Raw genomic sequence first — 21,294 nt, forward strand, 5'->3', positions numbered from 1 at the left:
GAAATCCGGTTAAGCCAACGCACGTTGCGTCGCTTATGCTGCAATGCGGCGATTTTGCTCTTGAACTTTCCGGCAAAAAATGCCCCATTCCGCGCAACTTTATTTCTTAAGGGAGAGGCCAATGGACCCCCGTCAGCGCCCCTATCGTTCTGTTCTGTATATCCCCGGCTCAAAAGATCGGGCGCTGGACAAGGCGCGCACCCTGTCGGTCGACGCGATCATCTTTGATCTGGAAGACGCGGTTGCCGCGGATGAAAAAGAGAACGCGCGTGAAACGCTCAAGGCCGCTCTGGCCGTGGGCGGATACGGCGCGCGGGTCAAGATCGTGCGCATCAACGGGCTAGACACCGAATGGGGCCGCGCCGATGCCGAAGCCGTGCGGGACATGGATGCCGATGTGGTTCTGCTGCCCAAGGTGAATTCAGCCGCTGACGTGGACGCACTGGCGGCGATCACCGGAGATGTCCCGATCTGGGCGATGATGGAGACACCGCGCGGTATGCTGAACGCGGCTGAGATTGCCGCGCATCCGCTGATGGCGGGGTTCGTGATGGGCACCAACGATCTGGCGAAGGAATTGCAGACCCGTTTCCGTCCCGATCGCCTGCCGCTGATGACCTCGCTGGGCCTGTGCCTGCTGGCCGCCAAGGCCGAGGGCCTGATCATCGTGGATGGTGTTTATAACGCTTTCAAGGATGACGAAGGTCTGGCCGCAGAATGTACGCAGGGCCGCGATATGGGCTTTGACGGCAAGACGCTGATACACCCTGCTCAGGTCGAAATCACCAACGCGGCCTATGCGCCCTCGGATGCGGAAATCGACTTGGCCCAGCGTCAGATCGCTGCTTTTGAAGAGGTCGAAGCGCAAGGGCAGGGTGTTGCTGTCGTGGATGGCAAAATTGTTGAGAACCTGCACGTTGCAACCGCCCGCGAAATTCTGGCAAAAGCAGAGGCGATTTCAGCTTTGCAAGCGGGGTAAGCCAGCATGGGCTTTGTTCTTCTGATCCTTGGTGTGGCGATTTGGTGGGCCGCACATCTGTTTAAACGCGTCGCGCCTGCGCGGCGCGAGGCCATGGGCAATGGCGGCAAAGGTGCGGTGGCACTGGCGCTGGTGGCAGCGATCTTGCTGATGATCTTCGGTTATCGCATGACCGATTTCATCTATGTCTGGGCGCCACCCACGTTCCTGATCCACGTCAACAACCTGCTGGTGCTGATCGCCATCTTCCTGATGAGCCCCGCACCCAAGAAAGGCCGCCTGCTGAACAAGCTGCGCCATCCGATGCTGGGCGGGTTCAAGCTGTGGGCCTTTGCGCATCTGCTGGTAAATGGCGATCTGGCCTCGATCATCCTGTTCGGCGGTTTGCTGGCCTGGGCCGTGGTCGAAGTGATCGTGATCAACAAGTCCGAGCCTGACTGGACACCCGGTGAACCCGGAACCTACGGCAAAGACGCGATGTTCTTTGTGGCTTCGATCGTTCTGCTGGGTGTCATCGGCTATATCCACGGGCTGGTCGGTCCGTCTCCGTTCGGATCGTAAGGGGAATAAAATGGCAAAACTCTATCGTCTGCTGACGGAAGAGGACACCTCGGCCTTTTGCCACAAAGTGTCTGATGCGCTGGCGAAGGGGTGGGAGCTGTATGGCGATCCCTCTTACGCCTATGACGCCGCAAACAGCGTGATGCGCTGTGCGCAGGCTGTGACCAAAGAGGTCACGGCCGACTATTCACCCGATATGAAACTGGGACAGCAATAATGGCAAAGACCAATCCGGGCCGCTTTTTCGAGGACTATTCCGTAGGGCAGGTGCTGCAACACGCGGTGCCGCGCACCGTTACCGACGGTGAGCGGGCGCTTTATCACGCGCTCTATCCTGCGCGTCATGCGCTTTATTCCTCGGACGAGTTCGCCCGGGCATCCGGCTTGCCGCAAAGCCCGTTGGATGATCTGGCGGCGTTTCATGTGGTGTTCGGCAAAACCGTGCCGGATGTCTCTCTGAATGCAGTTGCCAATCTGGGCTATGCCGAGGGGCGCTGGCTGAAGCCGGTCTATGCCGGTGACACGCTGCGGTCGGAATCCGAGGTGATCGGGGTCAAGCAGAACTCGAACGGCAAGACCGGCGTGGTTTATGTGCGTACCCGTGGCCTGAATCAGCGCGATGAGGCGGTCATGGAATATGTCCGCTGGGTGATGGTGCGCAAATCGGACCTGTCCGCCCCTGCGCCCGAAGCGGTTGTGCCGCAGTTGAAAAAGGCGTTGGAGCCAAGTGATCTGGTCATTCCGCAGGGTTTGAATTTCTCGAACTACGATTTTACCCAAGCCGGTGAGGCGCATCGCTGGGGCGATTATGAGATCGGCGAAAAGATCGACCACGTGGACGGTGTCACCATAGAAGAGGCCGAGCATATGCTGGCCACCCGCCTTTGGCAGAACACTGCCAAAGTGCATTTCGACCTGACCTTCCGCCCCGAGGGACGTCTGATTTATGGCGGCCACGTGATCTCGATGGCGCGGGCATTGTCTTTCAATGGTCTGGCCAATGCGCAGATGGTGGTGGGTCTGAATGGCGGCGCGCACGCCAACCCGTGTTTTGCGGGCGATACGATCAAGGCGTGGTCCGAGGTTCTGGACAAGGCCGAAACCGGCGTGCCCGGCGTGGGGGCGATCCGTCTACGCTTGGTCGCAACAAAGTGCGGCGAACCCTTCCTGCTGAAAAACGAAGACGGGCGCTACATGCCCAACGTGTTGCTTGATCTGGACTACTGGGCATTGATGCCTGTTTGATACCTACCCACATTCATGTGATCGCAGCCCGCGTCATTCGTGGTAGGCTGCGGTCATGCGCGCGTTCCGATCCTTAGCTTTGAGTTTTTGCCTGGCTCCACCCGCCATGGCCTGCGATCTTGCGCTGGCGTTGGCAGTGGATGTCTCTGGCTCGGTTGATTCCTCTGAATACCGTATTCAGATGGACGGGTTGGCTGCAGGTTTGCGCGATCCCATCGTGTCCGAAGCACTGGTGCGTGGTCAGGCCCGCTTGATGCTTGTTCAATGGACAGGCGCCTCGCGGCAGAAGATCACAATCCCCTGGACCAATATCGACAGTTTCGAAACGCTGGATCGGTTTGCAGATCAGGTGGCTGCTGACCCGCGTGTCTGGCGTAATTTCTCGACCGCAATTGGCGAGGCCCTGGAAATGACGCTGTCGAGTTTTGACGAAGTCGCCACCTGCAAAAGGCATCTTATCGATATCTCGGGCGATGGAATCTCTAACGAAGGGGTTGAGCCTAGCGAGATACATGAAGTTTTGCGTGGCAAAGGCGTAACCGTGAACGCGATTGCGATCGAAGAAAGCGAACCAGACCTGACCGCCTACTTCTTTGAAAACGTGATCGTGGGCGAAGGGGCCTTTGTGGTCTCGGCTGCGGGGTTTGAGGACTACCCCGAACGTATTCGCAAGAAATTGTTGCGGGAAGTGACGCAGCAAACCGCAGGTCTGGACTGAGTGAATGCAGATTCGGAAGTCGCGGCGCTAACACTCGATGGACTTGAATTCATTTGTGATCACGTCATTATTTTGTGTGATCACAATTCTCAAATATGCGTCATTTTGCTCCAATATTAGGCTTTTTTGCATCTGCAGCACGTGACAGAGTCGCAAAAAACAGTAAAACGTTCGGTAGCCAACCGAAAAGGAGCCGCCATGGCCGATGTTAACCGGGGCAATCGCCCGTTATCGCCGCATCTGTCGATCTATCGCCCTCAGTTGACCTCGGTCACCTCTATTCTGACCCGTATCACCGGGAACGCGATGATCGTGGCAGCCTTGCTGATCGTATGGTGGTTTCTGGCCGCCGCAACCTCGCCCGAAGCATACGAGCGTGCGAATTGGTGGCTGACATCGGTTTTGGGTGATCTTGTGATGGCTCTGTCCCTGTGGGGGTTGTGGTACCACACGCTGGCAGGTGTTCGGCACCTGATCTGGGACAACGCGAAGGGGCTGGAGTTGCCGGTCGCGGAGAAGCTGGGTTGGGCGGTTGTCATCGGGTCGGTTGTCCTGACCCTGCTGACCCTGATCATCGTTGCGTAAAGGAGGCCAGACATGCGTTATCTGACAGACCGCAAACGCGCCAGTGGCCTTGGATCGGCCAAAGCAGGCACAGCCCACTTCTGGCGGATGAAGGTCAGCTCGGTGGCATTGCTGATCCTTGTTCCGCTGTTCATCTTCACCTTTGGTCCCGTGCTGGGGCAGCCCTATGATGTGGTGTTGGACTACTATTCGCGCCCGTTCCCGGCAATTGTTGCGGCACTGACACTGGTGATCAGTATGAAACACTTCGCCGAAGGCGCACAGGTGATGCTTGAGGACTATGCTCACGGCACGACCGAGAAGGTCCTAATTATCCTGACAACCTGCCTGTCCTATGGCGCGGCTGCGGCGGGCCTGTTCGCCATCGCCCGCATTGCCCTCTAATTTCCGGAGCTGAAAGAAATGGCTGCATACGAATACGAAACGCATGAATATGACGTGGTCGTTGTCGGCGCCGGTGGGGCAGGTCTGCGGGCCACCCTGGGCATGGCCGAACAAGGGCTGCGCACCGCCTGCGTGACCAAGGTTTTTCCGACCCGCTCGCATACAGTGGCGGCGCAGGGCGGCATTGCCGCGTCACTGTCGAATATGGGTCCGGATCACTGGCAGTGGCACATGTACGACACCGTCAAAGGCTCGGACTGGCTGGGCGATACGGATGCAATGGAATACCTCGCGCGTGAGGCGCCCAAGGCCGTGTACGAGCTGGAGCACTACGGTGTGCCTTTCAGCCGGACCGAGGAAGGTAAGATCTATCAGCGCCCGTTCGGTGGCCACACCACCGAATTTGGCGAAGGCCCTGCAGTGCAGCGCACCTGTGCGGCTGCTGACCGGACCGGCCACGCGATCCTGCATACTCTGTACGGGCAATCGCTGAAGAACAACGCCGAGTTCTACATCGAATACTTCGCCATCGACCTGATCATGTCCGAGGATGGGCAGTGTCAGGGCGTCGTCTGCTGGAAGCTGGACGACGGCACAATGCATGTGTTCAACGCCAAGATGGTGGTGCTGGCGACCGGCGGTTATGGCCGTGCCTATTTCAGCGCGACTTCGGCCCATACCTGCACCGGTGACGGTGGCGGCATGGTGGCCCGCGCAGGTCTGGCCCTGCAGGATATGGAGTTCGTGCAGTTCCACCCCACCGGCATCTACGGCTCGGGCTGTCTGATTACCGAGGGCGCACGGGGCGAGGGCGGATACCTGACCAACTCGGAAGGCGAGCGGTTTATGGAGCGCTATGCGCCCCAGTACAAAGACCTTGCGCCACGCGACTATGTCAGCCGTTCGATGACGATGGAAATCCGCGAAGGGCGCGGTGTTGGTGGCGAAGGCGATCACATCCACCTGAACCTGTCGCACCTGCCTGCCGAGGCACTGGCAGAACGTCTGCCGGGCATCTCAGAATCGGCCAAGATTTTCGCCGGTGTCGATGTGACCAAGGAGCCGATCCCGGTTCTGCCGACCGTGCACTATAACATGGGTGGTATCCCCACAAACTATTGGGGCGAGGTTCTGAACCCCACCGCCGATGACCCGACCGCTGTGGTTCCCGGCCTGATGGCTGTGGGCGAGGCCGGTTGTGCCTCGGTCCATGGGGCGAACCGCTTGGGATCGAACTCGCTCATCGACCTGGTGGTGTTTGGCCGCGCGGCAGCAATCCGGGCCGGCAAAGTGGTCGACGCGGATGCGTCGAACCCTGTGCTAAATCAGGCGTCCGTGGATAAAGCGTTTGATCGCTTTGACACTGTGCGCAATGCCAGTGGTGCAATCCCGACCGCCGATCTGCGTCTTGAAATGCAGAAGACTATGCAAGCAGACGCGGCTGTGTTCCGCACCGCGAAAACCATGGCCGAAGGTGTCGAGAAGATGACGGCCATTGCCGCCAAGATGGACGATCTGAAAGTCACCGACCGCTCGTTGGTGTGGAATAGCGACTTGATGGAGACGCTGGAGCTGGGCAACCTGATGCCAAGCGCTCTGGCGACGATTGTCGGGGCTGAGGCGCGCAAAGAATCCCGCGGCGCCCACGCGCATGAGGATTTTGCCGAGCGTGATGATGAAAACTGGCGTGTTCACACTGTCAGCCGCGTCGAGGGGAACAAAGTCGAGCTTAGCTATCGCCCTGTGATTGCGGACCCGCTGACGACCGAAGCCGAAGGCGGCATCAGCCTCAAGAAAATCGCACCGAAGGCGCGGACCTTCTAACGCATTTGTTTAAAAGCCACGAAAAAAGCCACCCATAAGCCGGGTGGCTTTTTTATGGGGCAGTCTCCTTATGTGAGTTCTGCGAGAGCTTGCTTCAACTGACCAGAGATATGGGCTGGTTGGCGGGCAACAGCGAATTGCAAGCAGGTTTGGCGTTTTTCGTTCAGTTCGTCTTTTGACATTTCCATCACCCGCATCATCGTCCGGATCAATCCGCGCGGGTTTTGCGCCGGATACAACAAGTCATGACAGGCTTCGGGGGTCGTGTGTTTGTGCGGATCAATGTCCGGACCAATGATCGGAAGCCCGAAGGTTTGGGCCAGCATGGCAGTTCCCGACGTAAACGTGTTCATTGATGGCAAGGTGTAGACATGCGATTGCGAGAAAATCGTGGGAATTTCGTCGTCCGGAACACGGTCGGAAATCACGGTCACATTCGGATTCACCTGCATTCGACGCATTAGCCTGCGTCCCGAGCGAAAGACTTTCCCGACCACCGATAGCTCGAACGAATGTCCGCGATTGGTCAATTTGCGGGCGGCTTCATGCAGCTTGTCCAGGTCACGATTTCCACGCATTGCACCAAAAGCCAGGAACCGGATCGGTTGGTTGGCGGGCGCTGACCGGTTAAGCGTGACCTCTGTCGGCTCATAGACGCCAAGGTAACTTGGATGGGGAATCAATCGAATCTTCTCTGAATCTGCACCATATTCCGAGATCATGTGACGCGCCGCGTGGGGTGTATGCACATGAATCAGGTCAGACATCTGAGTCAGTTGCTGACGAATCTGCCGAAAATTGTCGGTAAGCTCGGTCTGCGAGTGCGCTGCCTGGTTGTGGATGGTCCAAATCAGACGCCCGCCGTTTTCCCGGTAGCGCTCTAGTCCTCGTTTGACTTCTTGAAAAAGCGGGCTTGTGTCATCGGATTCGACGATACGGAATAGGCGGTCATCCCAATGAAGATGAATAATCCCGTGTGCTGCTCTGAAATCGGGGTTTGCGAATTGCGCAAACGAAACCTCGCGTGGGGCGGACAGAGTGAATTCGGGGCTGCAAGCCGAATACATCATATCCTGATAAGGGTTCTTCGTGCCGTATGGAAAATTGGCGACTTTGGTTTGCATTTAGGGTCCCGGATGCTGCTCATCATTTGCGGGGTCTTGCCTGATTGCTAAATCCCGGTGCATAGGCGAATTTGCCTAATTTTATTGGGTGTTTTCAAGGCTAAATGGTTGGCTTTCAGCGGTTCTGAGTGTATCAATGCGCAGGAATTTAGCGAGGTCGGAAATGGTACAACTCACCCTGCCAAAGAATTCCCGGATCACAACCGGAAAAACCTGGCCCAAGCCGGATGGCGCAACCAACGTGCGCAAGTTTCAGATCTATCGCTGGAACCCGGATGATGGTCAGAATCCTAGGGTTGATACCTATTTCGTTGATATGGACAACTGTGGTCCAATGGTTTTGGACGCGCTGATCAAGATCAAGAACGAGATTGATCCAACCCTGACGTTCCGCCGGTCCTGCCGCGAAGGCATTTGCGGATCCTGCGCGATGAACATCGACGGGATCAACACGTTGGCCTGTATCTATGGCATGGATGAGATCAAGGGCGATGTGAAGATTTACCCGCTGCCGCATATGCCGGTGGTCAAGGACCTGATACCGGACCTGACGCATTTCTATGCTCAGCATGCCTCGATCATGCCATGGCTGGAAACCAAGACCAACCGCCCTGCGAAAGAGTGGAAGCAGTCCATCGAAGATCGCAAAAAGTTGGATGGTCTGTATGAGTGCGTGATGTGCGCAAGCTGTTCGACCTCGTGCCCCAGCTATTGGTGGAATGGCGATCGCTACCTTGGGCCCGCAGCGTTGTTGCACGCCTATCGCTGGATCATCGACAGCCGTGATGAGGCCACGGGTGAACGTCTGGACGAGTTGGAAGATCCCTTCAAACTGTATCGTTGCCACACGATCATGAACTGCGCAAAGACGTGCCCCAAGGGTCTGAACCCAGCCAAGGCGATTGCTGAGATCAAGAAGATGATGGTCGAACGGGCAGTTTGATCACAGTTTTAAAAAATGACAAACCCTGGGATGGAAACCTCCCAGGGTTTTTCGTGTCATGCGGGTATTGAAATATCGGAGTACCTCAATGACTAGAATGCTGACAAAGGTTTTTCCTCTCGTTGCGCTCGCGGTTGTGTCCGCATGCAGCGGATCAAGTGGTAACCGGGCGGACCTTGTTTTCAAACAGGTGGATTGCGCAAATCAAGCCGGGATTGAAGGCCAATTCACCACTCAGATTGTCCGTAAGGATGGCAAACACACCGAGGTGTTTGTTCCGGGCAACGGGGTTAGCGAAGCGCAGGCCGCCCAAGCGAATGCCTGTGTCACCGCGTAAATCAAATGACCCGCAAGGTTGGCAAAACCATATGCCAGCCTTGCATGCAAATGAGGAATGGCGAGACTGCAAAAAGATGAGGTGACCCCCGCAGCTTGACAGCCTATTTTCCGCACAGGGAGGAGTGATGGAACCGGAATGGGATCGCTCCGATGCAAGTGCAAGAATCTGAAAACAAATCGAACGCAGCTGAGGCGCTGGCGCTGTTGGAACAGGCATGGGCTTACTACATGCCCGAACCCACCGAAACTGCAGAGCTGCGCGAACCTGAGCTTTTTGAATACGCGAACGCGGCTTGATGCGATGGGCGGAATGGGCAATGGATAGCTATGCCTGTTCTGTTGCTTTTACTTGCCGCCGGTGTTTTCGCCTACCTTTATTGGCGGTCCAGAACGACGTCCCTGTCGCGCGATTGCCGGTGGCGTCAATATCGAAAGGAAGGTATCTGGGTTTGCGCGTTTTGCGGCGCCCAGCATGAGGGTAAAGACGCGCCGAACATATGTCTTAGAGAGCGCTAAACAAGCAGGGCAGCTTCGCCCTGCTTGAATCTATGCTGCAGGAAAGGCCGCCTGCAGAGCGATCTCGACCATATCGCCAAAGCTGCTTTCACGCTCGGAAGAGGGCAGAGCCTCTCCGGTCAGCAAGTGGTCCGAGACGGTGAGAACGGCCAGTGCCCTGCATTGATGGCGGGCGGCCAGAATATACAACTCGGCAGCTTCCATTTCGACGCCCAGGATACCGTGACGCACCATTTGTTCATTCAAGTCGGGGCGTTCATCATAAAAAACGTCGGACGAGTAAATACCCCCTACATGAGTCGGCGTACCCTTCGCGGCTGCTGCCGTAGCGGCGGCTTGTAACAGGCTCCAATCCGCACAGGGGGCAAAATTCAGCTCTTTCATGATCCCGCGGGACGGCGTGCTAAGCGTTGTCGATGTCATCGCAAGGATCACGTCGCGGATATTGACCTTATCCTGCATGCCGCCGCATGAACCGATGCGGATCAGGGTCTTGGCTCCATAGTCGCGGATCAGCTCGTTCACGTAGATCGAGAGCGAAGGCATACCCATCCCGCTGCCCTGAATGGTTACGCGGTTGCCCTTCCAGGTCCCGGTGAACCCCAACATGCCGCGCACATTATTGACTTGTTTTACGTCGTCCAGAAACGTCTCTGCCGCCCATTTTGCCCGGTATGGGTCGCCGGGCAAAAGAACCGTTTCTGCAATTTCGCCTTTTTCGGCACCAATATGAATTGTCATGTCAAAGTTAATTCCTATCAGATTTCCAAATCGGCTATATCCGCCCCGGAATTGAGCGCGTCATGAACCCATTGCGGTTTGCGTCCGCGTCCAGACCATGTTTGAGTTGGCTCAGAAGGGTTGCGATATTTGGCATTTGCTTTTGGTTTGCTGCCCGATCCGATGCCGCCATCCGACAATTCAGACAAGGAAAAGCCGAATTCTGCCGCAGCTTTTTCTGCAGCTTTCAAAGCCTCTTGCCGTTCGCGTTTTTCCGCTTTTATCAGTGCTTTATCTAACTGTCCGCGCAGGTCAATCAGCTCTTTGCGCGACATTTTTTCAAGGTTAATCGCCATTCGTATTCTCCCAGCCCAAGTTTTATTACGGCGTTTTCAAAGCAATGCCGTAAATCTAACAACGGGCGATATCTATCCCAATTTATCATGGAATAGATATGGAAAAAGAACAGATAATACGACTGTTATTGAGCGGCGATGTTTTGAGGGTCAACCAGCGTAACAATATCCCCCATTATTGCGTTCAGCTCAAAGTTCTTGGGGGTATAGATTTGTGCGACGCCCATTGCCCTCAGCTTTTCCGCATCATCTTCGGGGATGATCCCGCCGACAATTACCGGAATGTCTAAGCCGGCGGCATTCAGGCGCGCCATGACATCCTGCACCAGAGGAATATGGCTGCCCGACAAGATCGAAAGGCCAATCACATGAACCTGATCTTCCATTGCTGCGGCGACGATTTCTTCGGGTGTCAGGCGGATGCCTTCATAGCTGATGTCCATGCCGCAATCGCGGGCGCGGAAAGCGATCTGTTCCGCACCGTTTGAATGGCCGTCCAACCCTGGCTTGCCGACCAGAAACTTCAGACGACGACCCAGCTTGTCGCTGACCGCATCCACAGCGGCGCGCAGGTCTTCCAAACCTTCGGTTTTGTTCGATACCGACCCGGACACACCGGTCGGCCCACGATATGTGCCATAAACCTTCCGCATTTCTTCGGCCCATTCGCCAGTGGTGACACCGGCCTTGGCAGCTGCGATCGAAGGCTCCATGACGTTCGTGCCTGTCTGCGCCGCTTCGCGCAATGCCGCCAACGCTGCCGTAACGGCGGCGTCATCGCGTTCGGAGCGCCATACGTTGAGACGGCTGATCTGCTCTTGCTCGACCGCTGGATCGACAACCATGATGCCGCCGTCCTCGGTCTGCAGCGGTGAGGGTTCACCTTCGGTCCACTTGTTCACGCCGACGACAACGGTTTCATTGCGTTCGATGCGATTCAGGCGCTCGGCGTTCGAGTCAACCAGACGGGACTTCATGTATTCGATCGAAGCGACAGCACCACCCATCGAATCCAGATTCGCCAGTTCGGCGCGCGCGCCTGCTTTCAGTTCTTCGACCTTAGCGTCGACAGTGGGGTTGCCGTCGAACAGATCGCCGTATTCCAGAAGATCGGTCTCATAGGCCAGAATCTGCTGCATCCGCATCGACCATTGCTGATCCCATGGGCGGGGCAGACCCAGCGCCTCGTTCCAGGCAGGCAACTGAACCGCGCGCGCGCGTGCCTTTTTCGACAGAGTCACGGCCAGCATCTCGATCAGGATGCGATAGACGTTGTTTTCTGGTTGTTGCTCGGTCAAGCCGAGCGAGTTCACCTGCACGCCGTAGCGGAAGCGGCGGAACTTGGAGTCTTCGACTCCATAGCGGTCTTTCAGAATCTCGTCCCAAAGATCCACGAAGGCGCGCATCTTGCACATCTCGGTGACAAAACGGATTCCCGCGTTCACAAAGAATGAAATCCGACCGCAGAGCGCGGGGAAATCTTCGGCCGGTACGCGCGGGCGCAGCTCGTCCAGAACGGCAATGGCCGTTGCAAGGGCATAGGCCAGTTCTTGTTCGGGCGTCGCGCCAGCTTCCTGCAAGTGATAGGAACACACGTTCATCGGGTTCCATTTTGGCACGTTGGTATAGCAGTACTCGGCTACATCCGCGATCATCTTCAGCGACGGTTTCGGCGGGCACACGTAAGTGCCGCGGCTCAGATATTCCTTGATCAGATCGTTCTGAACTGTGCCTTGCAGCTTGGATACATCCGCGCCTTGTTCTTCGGCCACGGCGATATACAGCGCCAGCAACCATGGTGCCGTTGCGTTGATGGTCATCGAGGTATTCATCTGCTCCAGCGGAATCTGGTCGAACAGAACCCGCATGTCGCCCAAGTGACTGATAGGAACGCCGACTTTCCCGACCTCGCCCCGTGCCAACGTATGGTCGCTGTCATAGCCAGTTTGAGTGGGCAAATCGAAGGCCACTGACAGCCCGGTCTGACCCTTTGCCAGATTGCCGCGATACAATGTGTTCGACGCCTTTGCGGTGGAATGACCGGCGTAGGTTCGGATGAGCCAGGGGCGATCTTTCTGCGTCTGCGTCATGGCGGGCCTCGTGTCCTTGGTGGGCAATAAAATTACTCTGAAGGCTTCTAAAGCGCAATTTTCGGGATATGTCAATTCGCTGCGATGCGGCATATGCAGTTCTTGTGATTGTAGGACGCAACGTTTGCTGTCAGGGTGCGCGCATGACTGAGACCGTGGAGCTTCCGCTTTGGCTGTTTTTGCTGATCCTGGTGTTTGCCGCGGTCACATTTGCTTCGCATTTTCTGTTTCCGTCCGTGCGGTGGTTCTTTCGTCGTCGCCTTGAACGTGCGGTGAAGCGCCTGAATACGCGGCTGCAGCGCCCGATTCAGCCTTTCAAGCTGGCCGAGCGGCACGACATGATCCAGCGCCTGATTTACGACCCCCAAGTGGGACAAGCGGTTCAGGATCATGCACATGAAACCGGCGTCCCCGAAGCGGTGGCTTTCGAAACCGCCCGCCGTTACGCGCGCGAGATCGTGCCATCTTTCTCGGCGGTGGCGTATTTCAGTTTTGCAATTCGAGTCGCCCGCATGCTGAGCAATGCGTTCTACGATGTGCGCCTCAGCTATCAGGATGAGGAGGCGATAAAAAACATCGACCCCGACGCAACCGTTGTGTTTGTGATGAACCATCGCAGCAACATGGATTATGTTTTGGTCACGTATCTGGCCGCGCAGCACTCGGCATTGTCCTATGCGGTGGGCGAGTGGGCGCGTGTCTGGCCGCTCAGCCGCTTGATCCGGGCCATGGGCGCTTACTTTATCCGTCGCAGATCGGGCAGCGAGCTCTACCGGCAGGTCCTGGCCTGCTATGTGCGTCACGCGACCGAAGCAGGGGTAACGCAGGCTATGTTCCCTGAAGGGGGATTAAGCCTAAGTGGCGCTCTGGGGCGTCCCAAGCTGGGTCTGTTGAAGTATATTCTGGACGGAACCAAACCGGATGGACGAGATGTGGTCTTCGTACCTGTCGCGTTGAATTATGACCGGGTGCTTGAGGATACGATCCTGACAAAGGCTGCGCTGGGGAATGAAAGGCGTTTTCGCGCCCGTATTGGGGTGATTACGGGTTGGATTCTCAAGCAGATTGGTCGCCGTTTGATCGGGCGGTACACTCGGTTCGGACTCGCGTCGGTGCGGTATGGGAAACCGATCTCGTTACAGGAGTTTCGTATCGAGCATGAGCGGGACGTCATGACAGATCTGGCGCGTGCCCTGATGGGCCGTATCAAAGATGCTATCCCGCTTGTCCCTCTGCCGGCGATCTGCAAGCTGATCCAGGAACGTGGTGAATTGCTGGAAGATGACGTCCGGCGTATTGTTTCGGATTCCATGCGACGCGACGGAACTTCGGCAGGTCCAGACGACACTGTGATTACCCAGGCTCTGGACCAACTCGTGCAGAGGCGGATCCTGAAGCAGGTAGATGGAAAAATATCCCAATCTGGTCAAAGGGTTGACCTGTTGAACTACTACGCGGCCTCTGCGCGGGAAGATATCGAGTTTGGGGATGCTGCGTCAGCAAAAGAAATTTCTGCACCCGCTGGGTCATAAAATTACAAAATAGATGCAAATTCTATTGCAATATTGCTCGGGTCCAAATATCTCATCTGGTAACGCAGGCGATTCTGCATCGCGGCGAAGGGTTAGATAAAAGGAGGCCAACATGGCTCTGGACACCGAAAGCGGTATCGCGTCCTACGACGCGCCGGAAAAAGACCTCTATGAGATGGGTGAAATCCCTCCGATGGGATTTGTGCCTAAGAAAATGTATGCGTGGGCGATCCGTAAGGAACGCCATGGCGAGCCGGACACGGCCATGCAGCTGGAAGTGGTCGATGTGCCCAAGCTGGACAGCCACGAGGTGCTGGTTCTGGTGATGGCGGCTGGTGTGAACTACAACGGCGTCTGGGCGTCGCTGGGTAAGCCGATCAGCCCCTTTGACGGCCATGGTCAGCCCTTCCATATCGCGGGTTCGGATGCCTCGGGCATCGTCTGGGCTGTGGGTGAGAAAGTTACCCGCTGGAAAGTTGGCGACGAGGTCGTGATCCATTGTAATCAGGATGATGGTGACGACGAACACTGCAACGGTGGCGACCCGATGTATTCGGACAGCCAGCGCATCTGGGGTTACGAGACGCCCGATGGCTCGTTCGCGCAGTTCACCAATGTGCAGGCCCAGCAGCTGATGCCGCGCCCCAAGCACCTGACCTGGGAAGAAAGCGCCTGTTACACGCTGACGCTGGCCACCGCCTACCGGATGCTGTTCGGTCACGAGCCGCATGACCTGAAGCCGGGGCAGAACGTTCTGGTTTGGGGCGCGTCGGGCGGTCTGGGATCGTATGCGATCCAGCTGATCAACACCGCAGGTGCGAATGCGATCGCCGTGATCTCGGACGAAAGCAAGCGTGACTTTGTGATGGGTCTGGGCGCCAAGGGTGTGATCAACCGCAAGGATTTCAATTGCTGGGGTCAACTGCCTACAGTCAACACGCCGGAATATGCCGAGTGGTTCAAAGAGGCCCGTAAATTCGGCAAAGCCATCTGGGACATCACAGGCAAGGGTGTGAATGTCGACATGGTGTTTGAACATCCTGGCGAAAGCACCTTCCCTGTCTCGACCTTCGTGGTGAAAAAGGGCGGCATGGTCGTCATCTGTGCTGGCACCACCGGCTATAACCTGACCTTCGACGTGCGTTATATGTGGATGCACCAGAAGCGTCTTCAGGGTTCACACTTTGCGCATCTGAAGCAGGCATCGGCGGCAAACCAGCTGATGGTCGAGCGTCGTCTGGACCCCTGCATGTCTGAAGTCTTTGCTTGGAACGAGCTGCCCGAAGCCCACATGAAAATGATGCGCAACGAGCATAAGCCCGGCAACATGTCGGTTCTGGTTCAGGCTCCGCGCACCGGAATGCGCACCCTCGAAGAGGTTCTGGACGCGCGCGGGTAACCGGCCTGCTTCTCTAGAAATTGCGCCCGCGAATCGTTAATTCGGTCCGCGGGTGCGCTGCGTTTTGGGAACGAGTGACCGTTTTCAACGACTTGCAGAACCCGACCCCGCTATTTTTGGGGAGTAGAAACCAGTGAATTGCCGCAAAAACACTGCACATGTTATGGTTGTGTTAACCCTTCGTTAACCGTTTCGGAGCGACTCTAGATGGCGAAAAATGAGTGGATACTGGACGTTTTGTCGGATCTCAACGCATTCGCCGTTGAGAACGGTTTGACCGCGCTTGCCGAGCAGTTGGATGACACCAAGCTGATCGCAGCGGCCGAGATTGCGTCCTTGAAGGATGAGGCTCGGACGCCTGCGAATGGGAACAACACCGGATATGGCTCAGGTCCTGGAGGACTTGGAAAACACCAGCACGCTTGATGAATTAAGCGATGTTGCCGTCAGGTTGCGCGACCGGCTACAGGTTGAACATCTTATATATCATTGGGTTGACGGGGCAGGTGACCAGTACGGTTATACCACCTATCCCGACGCCTGGGCAGAACGATACCGCGAGCGGAATTACCACCGTATTGACCCCGTAATACTGGGGTGTTTTCAACGCTTTCATCCTGTGGATTGGAAGTCTTTGGACTGGTCCGGAAAAGTTGCCAAGAATTTCCTGCAGGACGCGCTGGAGCATGGGGTCGGTAACCAAGGCTATTCAATCCCGATCCGGGGCCCGAACGGCCAGTTTGCGCTGTTCACCGTAAACCACACCTGCGACGACGCCAGTTGGACAGCTTTCATTGATACCCATGGGCGTGAGCTGATCCTTATTGCGCATTATTTCAATCGAAAGGCGCTGGAGTTTGAACGCGACCGTCAACCGGATGCGCCGCGCGGGCTGTCCCCACGCGAGGTGGATGCCATGACCCTGCTGGCGCTGGGCTATAGCCGTGCGCAAGTGGCACATTCCTTGTCAATCTCTGAACATACGCTGCGTGTTTATATCGAAAGCGCCCGTGCCAAGCTTGGGGCGCAGAATACCACCCACGCGATCGCAACGGCGCTCAGTCGGGGATTAATAGTCGTTTAACGGCCGCGCGCACCTCGAACGGTAAATTAACCACGACTTCGTACTCCCTTCGTTCCTGCACAGGACGACAAGGGGAAAAAGTCATGTTGCGCTATTTGTTTGCCGACGAACTTCACAAATTTCCTGAGCTCGCCGACGGAATGTTCCGCGACCGAGCCGATCAGTTCAAAACCCGACTGGGTTGGGACGTATATGTCAATGAAAGGGGGGAAGAGCGGGATCAGTATGATGATCTGAACCCGCTCTATGTTATCTGGGAAGAAGAAGACGGCAGTCATGGCGGGTCCATGCGTGTGTTGCCGACGACCGGGCGCGTTATGGTGAACGAAGTATTCGGGCATCTGACTGGGGGTGAACCGATCAACAGCCCACTGATCTGGGAGGTTACACGCTTTTGCCTGTCCCGAACGGCCAGCCCACATACCGCCGGTGCCATTATGCTGAGCGGGGGCGAAATCATGGAAGGGTTCGGCCTGACCCATATCGCCGGCGTGTTTGATGCACGAATGATCAGGATTTACCGGCTGATCGGGTCGTCTCCGGTGGTGTTGGGGTCGCAAGGAACGGGGCGTGATCAGATTTCGGTAGGGTTGTGGCCTTATTCTTCCGACGATTGCAACCGTGTGGCCGAACGTGCCGGTATCCCGCGTGAACTGTCGCGTCTTTGGTTCAAGACCGCTTTCGGAACCGCGCGGCAGCATCGGTTTGCGCTGTCTGCATAAGTTGCGGAAAAGCGGAAACCGCATCTGGTGATAGCTGGCGCGGCCTTGTAGGGTCGCGCCATGTCTACGCCCCTCGTGACCTTCTCGGACGACCAAGCCGCCGCCTATGACAACATCGCAGAGATGTTGAGGTCGGCAGGCGTTGATCTGGATGACGATGCCTTGCTGAAACTGCCGGGCAACGGAAAATCCGGTGTGATGGCGGTGATCGGCAAGGCTGGGTCGGGCAAGACGCTGCTGTTGGCCGAGCTTTACAAGGCGCTGGCTGAAACTGGCGTTCAGATCGTCTCGGGCGATTTTGAAAGCCGCAAGGCACGGGACAAACGCAGCCTTGCAATTCTGGCCCCCACCAACAAGGCGGCCAGCGTATTGCGGTTGCGCGGGGTTCCTGCGACCACGATCCACCGCATCCTTTATACACCGGTCTATGACCCCGAATATGAGCGGATTGCCGAGTGGCTGGCCGGAAACGACGAACGCCCCGAGATCGAAGGGCTGACCGACGAGGCACTGGACCGTGCCGCCGCGTTTTATGAAAACAACAAGTCCATTCCCGGTGCTTTGGCCGCGGCGGGGCTACGTGGTTCGGATTTCATCACAGGCTGGAAACGTCGGGAAGAACCATTGGATATCGGGTTCGTAGACGAAGCCTCGATGTTGGACGACCGGCAGTTCGAGGACCTGCAGGAGATTTTCCCAACGCTGTTGCTGTTTGGCGATCCGGCGCAGCTGGCTCCGGTCAATCAATCGGGCAGCATGGTGTTTGATGGTCTGCCCGAGCCGCGCAAGCAGATCCTGCACCGGGTGCATCGCCAGACGGCAGACAATCCCATTTTGGATCTGGCCCATGCGCTGGCGGACCCTGCCATGGGGTTTGAAGATTTCGAGCGTCTGGTTGAACAAACGGCCCGGCAGGATGACCGCGTCGTGTGGGGGCAACGGGTCGAGGTTGATCTGATGGCCCGTAGCCCGGTTCTGGTGTGGCGCAATGCGACACGTATCCGTTTGATTCAGGCGTTTCGGCAGGTGCATGGTGCCCCGGATACCGAGTTGCTGGAAGGCGAGCCGCTGATCTGCGACGGGATCGAACTGCCCTTGAAGCATCGCAAGAAGCGTCTGGACCTTGAAGCGCGCGGGCTGATCAAAGGGGCGCAGGTTGTTTATCTGGGGCCGGGTCGCAAGCCCGGTTTTTCGCGCCTGCACGTCATGGGGGCCGAGGACCCGCAGGTTAGCGCGGCCTCGATCGTGAAAATCGAAATGCCGGATGAGGAAGAGCCATTCATCCCCTATGCCGCCCGCATGGGCGCGACCTTTCTGCATGGGGCGGCCGTGACCATCCACAAGGCGCAGGGCTCGCAATGGGACACGGTGCAGGTCTTTGCACCCGATATCTACGCAGCTGCTCGGATGGGCCGAACCGAAGCGGGGCAGCCCCTTTGGAAACGTCTGGCCTATGTGGCCATCACGCGTGCGCAGGAACGGTTGATTTGGGTGGTACGGAACCGTTTGGCCAAGCCGACCTATCCTTTGCGCGTTGATGATCTGAGGGCGGTTCCGGCGGCCTCGCTGACATTGGAGGCGGAAGAGACATGAAGACGATCATCGTAACCGGCGCAAGCTCTGGCATAGGGCGCGCCACAGCCGAGCTGTTTCTGAATGAGGGCTGGACCGTAGGTCTGTTGGCCCGCAGTGCCGATAAGCTGGACGAAATTGCGCAACAGCACCCCAAGGCGATTGTGCTGGCTGCCGACGTTACGGATCCGGTTGCGGTATCTCGGGCCTTTCGGACGTTTTCCAATAGGGCGGACAGGCTGGATGTCCTGTTCAACAATGCGGGTATCTTTGCCCCCGGTGGCACCATTGATGAGATCGCGCTGGAAGACTGGTACCAAAGTGTAAACGTCAACTTGAACGGAATGTTCCTATGCGCGCGCGAAGCCTTTCGGATCATGCGACACCAATCGCCTCAGGGCGGTCGGATCATCAATAACGGATCGATTGCAGCCCACGTGCCGCGACCAAACTCGGTGCATTATTCGGCAACGAAACACGCGATCACTGGGTTGACGCGTAGCCTGTCTTTGGACGGGCGGGCATTTGGCGTTGCCTGCGGTCAGATCGATATCGGCAACGCGCGGACGCAGATGGTGCAGGATTTGGTAGACAATGCCATCGCAGCGGGGCAGCAGCCGGACCCCACGATGGACGTTGGTGACGCTGCCCGTTCGGTGTTTCACATGGCCAGTTTGCCGCCCGATGCGAATGTTCAGTTCATGACGGTTATGGCGACCACGATGCCTTATATTGGGCGTGGGTAACTCAGGTCTCGCGCAGTAGCCGGAAGGCGGTAGAGGCGCCCCAGCCAGCGGCAATCGCGATGACCAGAGACATCAACCCATACCAGACGGGTTGTTCGCGGGACATTGTATAAAGGAACCGTTCCAGCCCCACTTTGCGCACGTCGATGATGGTTTCAAACTGCGACACGACTGCGCCGCCACGGGTGAGGAAAATGCGCGCCGCGTACTCACCTTCGGTCAGGTCCGCTGGCATGTCGATTGAGGTCCGGAATAAGGTTTGTTCATCCACTGCAACCGTGTCCTCGCGGATGGAATACAGCCCTTCGTCTTCCCGGATACGCACGACGGCGTCAGCGAAGTCCTGTGCCCCGCGAATGTGCATCGCAGCGCCGACAGACCGGATCGCACGTTCAATCGAGACGCGATAGCGCAGGTCTTCGGTATCCGACAGAATATCGTCCAGCGGCGCGCTTGTTGCGACGGCGTAGAAACTGGGCGCAAGGTCGACCAGAACGCTGTCGGTATTGACCCAAATGCCAAGCTTGCGTTCTTTCCTGCGGACGGTCACCGGGCTGGATGGCCCCGCAACGGCGACGATAACCTCAAGCGGGGGACCGGATGGAATGGGTGTTTCGCGTTTGACGGCCCCGAAAATCAAAATCTCGGACCCGTCAAACGTGGCTGTGATCGCCACACGATCCTGGCTAAGGCCAAGTACAACGGATTCTTCTTCGGCCAACGCGGGTGTCACGCACAGGGTAAGCAAAAGGATCAGGCGTTTCAGCATGATCAGTGCCCCCCTTCCACGCCCAGCGAATACAGCTCGGACGGTTCCAAAAGCAGATCAAGCGCCAGCTTTCCGCAAACGACCAGAACCAACGCAGCCAGCAAAACGCGCAGCTGCTCGGCCGGCATACGCGCGCCGATCACCGTGCCGATCTGCGCGCCTATGACGCCTCCGACCAGCAGCAGAACGGCCAGAACGATATCGACCGTATAGTTCGTTGTCGCGTGCAGCATCGTGGTGAACGCTGTTACGAAAATGATCTGAAAAAGCGAGGTGCCGACGACAACTTTGGTGGGCATTCCCAGCAGATAGATCATAGCAGGCACCATGATAAAGCCGCCTCCGACCCCCATGATCGCTGAAAGAACCCCAACGCAAAGCCCGACCATCACCGGCGGGATAACCGAAATATAAAGGCCCGAGGTGCGGAAACGCATTTTGAAAGGCATGGCATGAACCCAGCCACGCTGTCGTCTTTTCGCAGGCGCAGCGCCACCTTTTTTGGACTTTCGCAGCGCATTCAGGCTTTCGATGAACATCAGGCTGCCGACCACACCCAGGAAGACGACATAGCACAGGGTAACCAGCAGATCGACCTGACCAAGACTTTTGAGGTAATTGAATACCACCACCCCAAGGGCCGCGCCGATTAGGCCTCCCGTCAGCAGGACAGTGCCCATCTTGAGGTCGACGGTCTTACGCCTGAAATGTGCCAGAACACCGGAAAATGAAGACGCGACGATTTGGTTCGCCTCGGTCGCAACAGCAACGGCCGGAGGGATACCAATAAAGAACAGAAGCGGTGTCATCAGGAACCCGCCGCCGACGCCAAACATGCCGGAGAGGATACCGACCATACCGCCCAAACCCAGCAGTAGAAAAGCGTTAACAGAGACTTCGGCGATAGGAAGGTAGATCTGCATGGGGAACTAGGTCTTGTTAACAGGTGTGTTAGGTGATGATATGCGGTCCGTTTCCGGAAAGAGCTTTGAATTCTGCGTGAGGCGTGGCTTTGAACCCATTGGGCAATTTACCCGGGTGGGTATGTGTCCGGAATTGGCTGGCACAGGAAACACTCGCATACCT

24 protein-coding genes are annotated in these 21,294 nt (G+C 57.0%); 18 read left to right on the forward strand and 6 right to left on the reverse strand.

Annotation, left to right across the window (positions count from 1 at the left end):
- The first annotated feature begins 121 nt into the window (after window positions 1–121).
- The 8 genes from ACR3EG_RS04090 to sdhA all read left to right on the forward strand — a co-directional run bounded on the left by ACR3EG_RS04090 (window position 122) and on the right by sdhA (window position 6,296).
- Complete coding sequence (locus tag ACR3EG_RS04090) at window positions 122–979, forward strand: HpcH/HpaI aldolase/citrate lyase family protein (RefSeq protein ID WP_480483123.1); 858 nt, start codon at window positions 122–124, stop codon at window positions 977–979.
- Between the two features lie 6 nt (window positions 980–985).
- Window positions 986–1,540, forward strand: coding sequence for an NnrU family protein (locus tag ACR3EG_RS04095; RefSeq protein WP_480483125.1), 555 nt, complete (start codon window positions 986–988; stop codon window positions 1,538–1,540).
- 10 nt (window positions 1,541–1,550) lie between these two features.
- Window positions 1,551–1,757 (forward strand): DUF1737 domain-containing protein, encoded by a 207-nt coding sequence (locus ACR3EG_RS04100; protein WP_480483126.1) that lies wholly within the window; start codon window positions 1,551–1,553, stop codon window positions 1,755–1,757.
- Window positions 1,757–2,785 (forward strand): MaoC family dehydratase, encoded by a 1,029-nt coding sequence (locus ACR3EG_RS04105; RefSeq protein ID WP_480483128.1) that lies wholly within the window; start codon window positions 1,757–1,759, stop codon window positions 2,783–2,785. The genes ACR3EG_RS04100 and ACR3EG_RS04105 overlap by 1 nt, the downstream gene beginning before the upstream one ends.
- A 55-nt stretch (window positions 2,786–2,840) precedes the next feature.
- Window positions 2,841–3,503, forward strand: coding sequence for a DUF1194 domain-containing protein (locus ACR3EG_RS04110; protein ID WP_480483130.1), 663 nt, complete (start codon window positions 2,841–2,843; stop codon window positions 3,501–3,503).
- Between the two features lie 198 nt (window positions 3,504–3,701).
- Window positions 3,702–4,088, forward strand: coding sequence for a succinate dehydrogenase, cytochrome b556 subunit (sdhC, locus tag ACR3EG_RS04115; RefSeq protein ID WP_353391213.1), 387 nt, complete (start codon window positions 3,702–3,704; stop codon window positions 4,086–4,088).
- Window positions 4,089–4,100: 12 nt separating this feature from the next.
- Window positions 4,101–4,472, forward strand: coding sequence for a succinate dehydrogenase, hydrophobic membrane anchor protein (sdhD, locus tag ACR3EG_RS04120; RefSeq protein WP_209195327.1), 372 nt, complete (start codon window positions 4,101–4,103; stop codon window positions 4,470–4,472).
- Between the two features lie 18 nt (window positions 4,473–4,490).
- A complete protein-coding gene (sdhA, locus tag ACR3EG_RS04125; RefSeq protein WP_209195326.1) occupies window positions 4,491–6,296 on the forward strand; it encodes a succinate dehydrogenase flavoprotein subunit in 1,806 nt (601 codons plus the stop codon).
- Between the two features lie 68 nt (window positions 6,297–6,364).
- On the opposite strand, the gene ACR3EG_RS04130 is transcribed toward sdhA, so the two are convergent.
- Window positions 6,365–7,420, reverse strand: coding sequence for a glycosyltransferase family 4 protein (locus ACR3EG_RS04130; protein WP_480483133.1), 1,056 nt, complete (start codon window positions 7,418–7,420; stop codon window positions 6,365–6,367).
- Between the two features lie 163 nt (window positions 7,421–7,583).
- Here ACR3EG_RS04130 and ACR3EG_RS04135 point away from each other — a divergent pair, with 163 nt between their 5' ends.
- The 3 genes from ACR3EG_RS04135 (at window position 7,584) to ACR3EG_RS04145 (ending at window position 8,999) form a co-directional block, all read left to right on the forward strand.
- On the forward strand, window positions 7,584–8,363 hold the full coding sequence (locus ACR3EG_RS04135) for a succinate dehydrogenase iron-sulfur subunit (RefSeq protein WP_170751781.1): 780 nt from the start codon (window positions 7,584–7,586) through the stop codon (window positions 8,361–8,363).
- Between the two features lie 136 nt (window positions 8,364–8,499).
- On the forward strand, window positions 8,500–8,700 hold the full coding sequence (locus ACR3EG_RS04140; protein WP_480483135.1) for a hypothetical protein: 201 nt from the start codon (window positions 8,500–8,502) through the stop codon (window positions 8,698–8,700).
- A 152-nt stretch (window positions 8,701–8,852) separates the two neighbouring features.
- Window positions 8,853–8,999: a hypothetical protein gene (locus ACR3EG_RS04145; protein ID WP_170751779.1), complete on the forward strand. Its 147-nt coding sequence runs from the start codon at window positions 8,853–8,855 to the stop codon at window positions 8,997–8,999.
- Window positions 9,000–9,248: 249 nt separating this feature from the next.
- Here the strand turns inward: ACR3EG_RS04145 and deoD are convergent, their stop codons facing one another.
- From deoD to ACR3EG_RS04160, 3 genes are all read right to left on the reverse strand, one after another.
- Window positions 9,249–9,959, reverse strand: a complete 711-nt coding sequence (deoD, locus tag ACR3EG_RS04150) for a purine-nucleoside phosphorylase (protein ID WP_480483138.1) — start codon at window positions 9,957–9,959, stop codon at window positions 9,249–9,251.
- A gap of 17 nt (window positions 9,960–9,976) precedes the next feature.
- Entirely contained in the window at window positions 9,977–10,294 is a 318-nt protein-coding gene (locus ACR3EG_RS04155) for an H-NS histone family protein (RefSeq protein ID WP_170353506.1), read from the reverse strand.
- Window positions 10,295–10,419: 125 nt separating this feature from the next.
- Window positions 10,420–12,384: a methylmalonyl-CoA mutase family protein gene (locus ACR3EG_RS04160; protein ID WP_480483140.1), complete on the reverse strand. Its 1,965-nt coding sequence runs from the start codon at window positions 12,382–12,384 to the stop codon at window positions 10,420–10,422.
- Between the two features lie 143 nt (window positions 12,385–12,527).
- Here ACR3EG_RS04160 and ACR3EG_RS04165 point away from each other — a divergent pair, with 143 nt between their 5' ends.
- The 7 genes from ACR3EG_RS04165 to ACR3EG_RS04195 all read left to right on the forward strand — a co-directional run bounded on the left by ACR3EG_RS04165 (window position 12,528) and on the right by ACR3EG_RS04195 (window position 19,439).
- The gene (locus ACR3EG_RS04165; protein WP_480483142.1) at window positions 12,528–13,916 is read left to right on the forward strand and encodes a 1-acyl-sn-glycerol-3-phosphate acyltransferase; all 1,389 of its coding nucleotides are present in this window, start codon (window positions 12,528–12,530) and stop codon (window positions 13,914–13,916) included.
- A gap of 112 nt (window positions 13,917–14,028) precedes the next feature.
- Complete coding sequence (gene ccrA, locus ACR3EG_RS04170; protein WP_209195320.1) at window positions 14,029–15,315, forward strand: crotonyl-CoA carboxylase/reductase; 1,287 nt, start codon at window positions 14,029–14,031, stop codon at window positions 15,313–15,315.
- A 207-nt stretch (window positions 15,316–15,522) separates the two neighbouring features.
- Window positions 15,523–15,741 (forward strand): hypothetical protein, encoded by a 219-nt coding sequence (locus ACR3EG_RS04175; protein ID WP_170772339.1) that lies wholly within the window; start codon window positions 15,523–15,525, stop codon window positions 15,739–15,741.
- Window positions 15,680–16,399, forward strand: a complete 720-nt coding sequence (locus ACR3EG_RS04180) for a helix-turn-helix transcriptional regulator (RefSeq protein WP_480483145.1) — start codon at window positions 15,680–15,682, stop codon at window positions 16,397–16,399. The genes ACR3EG_RS04175 and ACR3EG_RS04180 overlap by 62 nt, the downstream gene beginning before the upstream one ends.
- Window positions 16,400–16,482: 83 nt before the next feature.
- On the forward strand, window positions 16,483–17,121 hold the full coding sequence (locus ACR3EG_RS04185; RefSeq protein WP_480483146.1) for an acyl-homoserine-lactone synthase: 639 nt from the start codon (window positions 16,483–16,485) through the stop codon (window positions 17,119–17,121).
- A gap of 60 nt (window positions 17,122–17,181) precedes the next feature.
- Window positions 17,182–18,714, forward strand: a complete 1,533-nt coding sequence (locus ACR3EG_RS04190; protein ID WP_170353500.1) for an ATP-dependent DNA helicase — start codon at window positions 17,182–17,184, stop codon at window positions 18,712–18,714.
- Window positions 18,711–19,439, forward strand: a complete 729-nt coding sequence (locus ACR3EG_RS04195; protein WP_480483149.1) for an SDR family oxidoreductase — start codon at window positions 18,711–18,713, stop codon at window positions 19,437–19,439. Before ACR3EG_RS04190 ends, ACR3EG_RS04195 begins: the two co-directional genes overlap by 4 nt.
- Before the next feature lies 1 nt (window position 19,440).
- On the opposite strand, the gene ACR3EG_RS04200 is transcribed toward ACR3EG_RS04195, so the two are convergent.
- Both ACR3EG_RS04200 and ACR3EG_RS04205 read right to left on the reverse strand, forming a co-directional pair.
- A complete protein-coding gene (locus ACR3EG_RS04200) occupies window positions 19,441–20,208 on the reverse strand; it encodes a TIGR02186 family protein (RefSeq protein WP_480483151.1) in 768 nt (255 codons plus the stop codon).
- 2 nt (window positions 20,209–20,210) lie between these two features.
- Window positions 20,211–21,131, reverse strand: coding sequence for a sulfite exporter TauE/SafE family protein (locus ACR3EG_RS04205; protein WP_480483153.1), 921 nt, complete (start codon window positions 21,129–21,131; stop codon window positions 20,211–20,213).
- Between the last annotated feature and the right edge of the window lie 163 nt (window positions 21,132–21,294).

Source organism: Ruegeria sp. AM7 (genome assembly GCF_056535965.1).